This is a genomic window from Amycolatopsis sp. NPDC104819 (genome assembly GCF_055583145.1).
The window spans coordinates 88,599-95,796 of record NZ_JBVJON010000016.1 but is presented as its reverse complement, the minus strand read 5'-3'; the positions used below and the strand labels follow the sequence as shown (position 1 = coordinate 95,796).

Annotated in this window: 6 protein-coding genes; 1 reads left to right on the top strand and 5 read right to left on the bottom strand. The window is 69.6% G+C overall.

The features are described from left to right. The 4 genes from ACZ63E_RS38580 to ACZ63E_RS38565 form a co-directional block, all read right to left on the bottom strand. Positions 1-1,473, bottom strand: a 1,473-nt coding sequence (locus ACZ63E_RS38580) for a cryptochrome/photolyase family protein (protein ID WP_465341276.1), incomplete at its 3' end; no start/stop codon positions are given. Positions 1,474-1,537: 64 nt separating this feature from the next. Further along, positions 1,538-2,854: a citrate synthase gene (locus tag ACZ63E_RS38575; protein ID WP_465302004.1), complete on the bottom strand. Its 1,317-nt coding sequence runs from the start codon at positions 2,852-2,854 to the stop codon at positions 1,538-1,540. A 197-nt stretch (positions 2,855-3,051) separates the two neighbouring features. Next, entirely contained in the window at positions 3,052-3,993 is a 942-nt protein-coding gene (locus ACZ63E_RS38570; RefSeq protein WP_465341275.1) for a carbohydrate kinase family protein, read from the bottom strand. A gap of 42 nt (positions 3,994-4,035) precedes the next feature. Further along, positions 4,036-4,611 carry a TetR/AcrR family transcriptional regulator gene (locus ACZ63E_RS38565; RefSeq protein WP_465302000.1) on the bottom strand — a complete coding sequence of 192 codons (576 nt, stop codon included), beginning with the start codon at positions 4,609-4,611 and terminating at the stop codon, positions 4,036-4,038. Between the two features lie 105 nt (positions 4,612-4,716). On the opposite strand from ACZ63E_RS38565, the gene ACZ63E_RS38560 reads away from it, so the two are divergent. Continuing rightward, positions 4,717-5,862: an acyl-CoA dehydrogenase family protein gene (locus tag ACZ63E_RS38560; RefSeq protein WP_465341274.1), complete on the top strand. Its 1,146-nt coding sequence runs from the start codon at positions 4,717-4,719 to the stop codon at positions 5,860-5,862. 115 nt (positions 5,863-5,977) lie between these two features. On the opposite strand, the gene ACZ63E_RS38555 is transcribed toward ACZ63E_RS38560, so the two are convergent. After that, entirely contained in the window at positions 5,978-7,195 is a 1,218-nt protein-coding gene (locus ACZ63E_RS38555; RefSeq protein WP_465341273.1) for an amidohydrolase, read from the bottom strand. Positions 7,196-7,198: the final 3 nt, after the last annotated feature.

Here is a 7,198-nt window from a genome sequence, read left to right as displayed (position 1 = left end):
TTTTGGTGGGCGGGGGGATTCGGGACAACAGCGTGCGGGGGGTTGGCGCCCGCACCACGCTTTGGGAGCCCTTGCGCGCTCCCCCCTTTCGTGGTTTTTCCCCCCCCCCCCCCCCCCCCAAACCCCCCACGACGTGATCGTGCCGTACCGCTCCAAGGACACCTGGCGCTCGTGGGCGTGGTCGACCATCGGCTCCGGGTAGTCCTCGGGGCGGTCCTTCAGCTTGTGGACCGCTTTCCCGGCCACCGAACGCAGTTCCGGCACGTACTTGCGGACGTAGTCGCCGTTCGGGTCGAACTTCTCGCCCTGTGTCGTCGGGTTGAAGATCCGGAAGTACGGCGCCGCGTCGGTGCCGCTGCCCGCGACCCACTGCCAGTTCAGCTGGTTCGACGCGAGGTCGCCGTCGACGAGGTGCTTCATGAAGTGCCGCGCACCGAGCCACCACGGCAGGTGCAGGTCCTTCACCAGGAAGCTCGCGACGACCATTCGGACGCGGTTGTGCATCCAGCCCTCGGCCAGCAGCTGCCGCATCCCCGCGTCGACGATCGGGTAGCCGGTCCGGCCGGCGCACCACTGCTCGAACGCCTCGTTGTCGTTGTCGTGCTTCATCTTGTCGAACCGCGCGTCGTAGTTCTTGCGCGCGGTTTCCGGCCGGTGCCACAGGACGTCGGCGTGGAACTCGCGCCAGCACAGCTCGCCCCGCATCGACTTCGCGCCGGCGCCGTCGTTCCCGGCGAGGTCCGCCAGCAGCGTCCGCGGGTGGACGCACCCCCAGCGCAGGTACGGCGAAATGCGCGTGGTCCCTTCCCGGTCCGGCCGGTCGCGGTCGGTGTCGTACGTTTCGAGCCCGCCGTCGAGGAAGGCGTGCCAGACGTCCAGCGCGGCCTGCTCACCCGGCTCGGGCAGCGACGCCGAAACGCGCGGCGGCTTGGGGATCTTCAGCGAGCGAGGCGGCTCGACCCAGTCCACAAGGGACGGTCCGGTGTCGGCGGGCCCTCGCCAGCCGTGCGCGGTCCAGGCGCGGTGGAACGGCGTGAAGACGCGGTACGGGTCACCGTCCGGTTTGGTCACGCGCCCCGGCGTCACCGCGTACGGGGATCCTGTCTCGACCCAGTCGATGTTGTTGTCCGCCAACGCTTTGGCGACCTCGGCGTCGCGGCGTCGTCCATAGGGGCCGGTGTCGGCGCTGACGTGCACCGCCGCGGCGCCGATCTTCTTGGCCGCCTTCACCACTTCGGCCGCCGGCTCGCCACGCACGACCATCAGGCGGCCGCCGAGCTGCTCGTCCAGCTTTTCCAGGCAGCCGTAGAGGAACGCCGCCCGCGGCGCGCCACCCGGCTTCAGCAGCGCCTCGTCGAGGACGTACAGCGCGAGGACGTGCCTGCTGTGCTTCGACGCTTCGAGCAGCGCGGCGTGGTCGCCCAGCCGCAGGTCGCGGCGGAACCACAGGACAACGGGTGCTTCTCTGGTCACGCGGCCCAACGATAAACGCCCCGCCGTGCCAGTGCACGACGGGGCGTTCAGGAGGGTTAAAAGGTCAGCGCTCCGACATCGGGATGTAGTCCCGCGACGGGTAGCCGGTGTAGATCTGCCGCGGGCGGCCGATCTTGGTGGCCGGGTCGTTGATCATCTCGCGCCAGTGCGCGATCCAGCCCGGCAGGCGGCCGAGCGCGAACAGCACCGTGAAGAACTTCGTCGGGAAGCCCAGCGCCCGGTAGATCAGGCCGGTGTAGAAGTCCACGTTCGGGTACAGCTTGCGCTCGATGAAGTAGTCGTCCGAAAGGGCGGTCTCTTCGAGCTTCTTGGCGATGTCGAGCAGCTGGTCGCCGCCCTTGAGCTTGCCGAGGATCTCGTCCGCGGTGTTCTTGATGATCTTCGCGCGCGGGTCGTAGTTCTTGTAGACCCGGTGCCCGAAGCCCATCAGCTTCACGCCCTTTTCCTTGTTCTTCACCCGCTCGACGAACTTGGCGACGTCGCCGCCGTCGCGCTGGATGCCCTCGAGCATGTCGAGGACCGCCGCGTTCGCGCCGCCGTGCAGCGGGCCGAACAGCGCGTTGATGCCGGCCGAGATCGACGCGAACAGGTTCGCCTCGGACGAGCCGACCAGGCGCACCGTCGAGGTCGAGCAGTTCTGCTCGTGGTCGGCGTGCAGGATGAACAGCAGGTCGAGCGCCTTCGCGACGTCCGGGTCGACCTCGTACGGCTCGGCCGGGAAGCCGAACGTCATGCGCAGGAAGTTCTCGACCAGGCCGAGCGAGTTGTCCGGGTACAGCAGCGGCTGGCCGACGGACTTCTTGTACGCGTACGCGGCCAGGGTCGGGACCTTGGCGAGCAGGCGGATGGTGGACAGCTCCACGTTCGGCTCGTCGAACGGGTCGAGCGAGTCCTGGTAGAACGTCGACAGCGCCGACACCGCGCTGGACAGCACCGGCATCGGGTGCGCGTCGCGCGGGAAGCCGCTGAAGAACGCCTTGAGGTCCTCGTGCAGCAGCGTGTGGCGCTGGATCTTCTCGGTGAAGTCGGCCAGCTGGGCCTCGGTCGGCAGCTCGCCGTAGATCAGCAGGTAGGAGACCTCGACGAAGGTCGACTTCTCGGCCAGCTGCTCGATCGGGTACCCGCGGTACCGGAGGATGCCGGCGTCACCGTCGATGTAGGCGATGGCGGACGACGCGGCGCCGGTGTTGACGAAGCCGGGGTCGTAGGTGATGTGCCCCGTCTGCGCCAGCAGCTTCCCCAGTTCGATCCCGGGCGCGCCCTCGACCGGGTGGACGATCTTGAACTCGTGCTCGCCACTCGGCAGGGTCAGCTTCGCGGTTTCGCCGCCGGACTGCCCCGCAGTCGTCGCGTCGGACATGCAAGTCCCTCTCACGTTGGGCACGGGCCGGCGGCGCCTGTACGTTCCACAGGTAGCCACGTGTTCACGCGAGGAAACACTGGCGCCTCGCTGCACACCGCCCCGCTGGGGTATGAAGAATGCCCCTCTACGCTAGTCGAGAAACGTGTGTTCGCGCAGCGGTGACGTTGCTCCTGGGGGCCCCTTTGGGACCAGGTTCACACGGTGGATGCCATGTCGGCCGACGTCGGCGGTTCGGCGCCGCTGCGGGAGACGGTGATCGAGGCCGCTTTCGCGGCGAACGTGAGAGCTTCGCGCCACGCGTCCGCGTCCAGTGCGGCCAGGTCAGTGACATCGTGGGTGTGCAGCCAGGCCAGCAGCGCGCCCTGGACCGTGTCACCCGCGCCGATCGTGTCGACGACGGTCACCTTGCGCGACGGCACGTGGGCCAGCTCACCTGCGGCGGTGATCACCGCGACGCCGTCGGCGCCCCGGGTGAGCACCACGACGTCCACACCGGACTCGATCCACGTCTTCGCCGCGGCGACCGGGTCGGCGCCTTCGGTGAGCCACGCGGCGTCGTCGTCGGAGATCTTCAGCAGCCGGACGTCCGGCAGCCAGGACGTGAACCGGGCGCGGTAGGCGGCGGGATCGGTGATGAGCGCTTCGCGGATGTTCGGGTCGAGCACGGTCAGCACGCCGCGGGCGGCCTCGCGCCGCAGCATCGCTTCGTACGCCGAGGCGCCGGGCTCGAGGACCATGCCGAGCGTGCCGAGCGAGAGCGCCGTCACGTTTTCCGGCAGCGGACCCGGGTCGGCGACGAGCCGGTCGGCGGTTCCCTCGACGTAGAACGTGTAGTGCGCCGCGCCCTTCGCGTCGAGCGCGACGACGGCCAGCGTCGTCGGCTCGTCTCCGCGCTGCAGCAGCGTGGTGTCGACGGCCGAGGCGTGCAGGCGCTCGACCATCGCGTCGCCGAAGCGGTCGGTGGACACGCGCGAGAGGAAGGCCGTCGGCACGCCGAGCCGGCCGGCGGCCAGCGAGACGTTGTACGGGCCGCCGCCGAGCCGCGGCAGCAGCGCGCGCAACCCACCGTCCACAGTGGAATCCAGGGGGTCGCCGGGAACCAGGTCGACCAGAGCTTCTCCGCCTACGACGATCACGAGGAGGAGTTTAAGTGACCGGAGGCTGACAATTCCTGTCCGCTATTTGTTCAGCCCGCCGAGGAGCAGTTCACCCAGGGCGGTGAACGCCTCGGCGTCGGACACGTCGGTGCGCCGGCCGAGCACCCCGGTCTGGATGCCTTCGATGATCAGCCCGGTCATCTCCGCCACGAGGCGCGCGTGGACGTCGCGGAACACCCCTTCGGCGACGCCCTGGTCGATGAAGTCGCGAAGCCGCTTCGCCGCGTACCGGCTGTTGAGCTGGTAGGCCTCACGGGCCGGGCCGAACTCGGCGAGGTCGCGCATGAACGCCGCGGACGCCCGGTTCAGGTGCTCGGCGACGCCGTCCAGGTACTCCCCGATGAGCTTGCGGGCGTCGTCGATGCCGGCGATCCGCTCCTCGATCCGCTCCGCGGCGCCCCGGAAGAACTGCGTGACGACCTTGACGGCGAGCTGCTCCTTGCTCGGCGCGAGCGCGTAGAGCGTCGACTTCGAGCAGCGCAGGCGGGTGGCGATGTCCTCCAGCGTGAAGACGGCGAACCCTTCGGCGAGGAAGAGCGCCTCGAGGTCGGCGAGCAGGGCTCGCTGGCGAGCCGTGGGCCGGCGACGGGCTTCCATCGGACCACTATCCCTTACGTCCAGTCGGCCACCCCAGGCTCTTCTTACTGTACTCTAAGCGGGCCCACAGTACTGTTTTCAGTACCGTTTTGCTGGAGGACGACGATGCCCGCCGAACGCCTGCTGCCCGATTCGGCCGCCGAGGACCTGCTCGCGCTGGCCACCGAGATCGCGCGCGACGAGCTCGCGCCCCGGGCGGCCGCGGCCGAGGAGGCCGAGGAGTTCCCGCGCGAGCAGTTCCGCCTGCTCGGCAAGTCCGGGCTGCTGGGGCTGCCGTACTCGGAGCGCTGGGGTGGCGGCGAGCTGTCGTACGAGGTGTACCTGCAGGTCCTCGAGGAGCTCGCGGCCGCGTGGATGACGGTCGGCGTCGGCCTCTCGGTGCACACGATGTCCTGTTACGCGCTGGCCGAGTGGGGCACCGACGAGCAGCGCGACCGCTGGCTCCCGGACATGCTGGAGGGCTCGCTCCTGGGGGCGTACGCGCTGTCGGAGACCCAGGCGGGCTCGGACGCGGCGGCCCTGACCACGCGCGCGCGTCTCGACGGCTCGGACTACGTCGTCAACGGCACGAAGGCGTGGATCACCCACGCGGGAGCGGCCGACTTCTACACGACGATGGTCCGCACGAGCGACGACGGCGGCCACGGCATCTCGTGCCTCCTGGTCCCGGCGTCGACGGACGGCCTCTCGGCGGCGCCGCGCGAGCGCAAGATGGGCCTCACCGGATCCCCGACGGCCCAGATGATCTTCGACAACGCGCGCGTGCCCGCTTCCCGGCGCGTGGGCGCCGAGGGCGACGGTCTCCGGATCGCGCTGTCGTCGTTGAGCTCGGGCCGCCTCGGCATCGCGGCGTGCGCGGTGGGCCTGGCGCAGGCGGCGCTGGACGAAGCGGTGCAGTACGCGAAGGGCCGCTCGCAGTTCGGCCGCCCGATCATCGACTTCCAGGGCGTCGAGTTCCTCCTGGCCGACATGGCGGCGACGGTGGAGTCGTCCCGCGCGACGTACCTGGAGGCGGCCCGGCGACGCGACCGCGGGCTGCCGTTCCAGCGGCAGGCATCGATCGCCAAGCTGGTGGCCACGGACGGCGCGATGAAGGTGACGACGGACGCGGTCCAGGTCCTCGGCGGGGCCGGGTACACGCGGGACTTCCCGGTGGAGCGGTACATGCGGGAGGCGAAGGTGCCGCAGATCTTCGAGGGGACCAACCAGATCCAGCGGATGGTCATCGCACGGGAGCTGAAGGCGAGCTGACCCGGCTCGGCGTGATCAGGGCCGGAAGCAGCGTGATCGAGTCACGGCCCCGATCACTCGGGAACATTCGGACGACACGCCGGAACCGCCCGGTAACCGGCGTGCCGTCCGAAACTCAGCGGGTTTCGCGGTACCTGCGGTCCGCGGAAACACCCTCGCCCAGCTGCTCGTCGAAGTGATACACCTCGGCGCCGCGGACGAACACCCGCAGCGCGCGGTTCATCACATCGAGCGGGTCGCCGCTCCACAGCACCACGTCCGCGTCCAGGCCCGGCTTCAGCGACCCGATCTGCCCGTCCAGTCCCAGCATCTCAGCCGGGTTCACGGTGAGCGAACGCAGGGCCGTCGCGGGGTCGAGGCCGTCCTTGACGGCCAGGGCCGCCTGGTAGACCAGGAAGTTGATCGGGATCACCGGGTGGTCCGTCGTGATCGCGATCTTGACGCCCGCGCGGGCCAGGATGCCGGCCGACCGCAGTGTCCGGTTGCGCAGCTCCACCTTGGACTTCGTGGTGAACAGCGGCCCGAGGATCACCGGGACGTCGCGCGAAGCCAGCAGGTCCGCGATCAGGTGGCCCTCGGTGCCGTGGTTGATCACCAGCTTGTAGCCGAACTCGTCGGCCAGCCGCAGCGCCGTGACGATGTCGTCGGCGCGGTGGACGTGCTGGTCCCAGTACAGCTCGCCGTCGAGGACCTTCGACAGCGTTTCCATCGTGAGGTCGACCTCGTGCGGCTTGCCCTCGGACTCCGCGTGCGCGCGCTTCGCCTGGTAGTTGCGGGCCTTCGTGAACGCCTCGCGCAGGATCGCCGCGACACCCAGCCGGGTCGACGGCGTCTGCTTCTTCTCCCCGTACACGCGCTTCGGGTTCTCGCCGAGCGCGCTCTTCACGCTGACCTGCTCCGCGAAGACCATGTCGAGGATGCTGCGGCCCCACGTCTTGACGCCGATCGTCTGGCCGCCGATCGGGTTGCCCGAGCCGGGCTTGATGACGACGCTCGTGACGCCGCCGGCCAGCGCGTCGTCGAAGCCGGGCTCGTACGGGTCGATGCCGTCGATCGCGCGGAAGCGGGCGCCGTTCGGGTCGGTCATCTCGTTCGTGTCGTTGCCGGCCCACCCTTCCCCGTCCTCATGGACCCCGAGGTGCGCGTGGGCGTCGAAGAACCCGGGCAGCACCCAGGTGCCGGCCGCGTCGACCAGCTCGGCGTCCTCCGGGATGTCGACGTCGGCCTCGGCGCCGACCGCGACGATCTTCCCGTCGTCGATCAGGACCGTGCCGCCGTCGATGGGATCACCGTCGATGGGGACGACGTAGCCCCCGACAATTGCCTTCGCCATAGT

Excerpts from the sequence above, each read along its gene's own strand:
- ACZ63E_RS38575 (WP_465302004.1), bottom strand. The coding sequence starts at position 2,854 with ATGTCCGACGCGACGACTGCGGGGCAGTCCGGCGGCGAAACCGCGAAG.
- ACZ63E_RS38565 (WP_465302000.1), bottom strand. The coding sequence starts at position 4,611 with ATGGAAGCCCGTCGCCGGCCCACGGCTCGCCAGCGAGCCCTGCTCGCC.
- ACZ63E_RS38560 (WP_465341274.1), top strand. The coding sequence starts at position 4,717 with ATGCCCGCCGAACGCCTGCTGCCCGATTCGGCCGCCGAGGACCTGCTC.
- ACZ63E_RS38555 (WP_465341273.1), bottom strand. The coding sequence starts at position 7,195 with ATGGCGAAGGCAATTGTCGGGGGCTACGTCGTCCCCATCGACGGTGAT.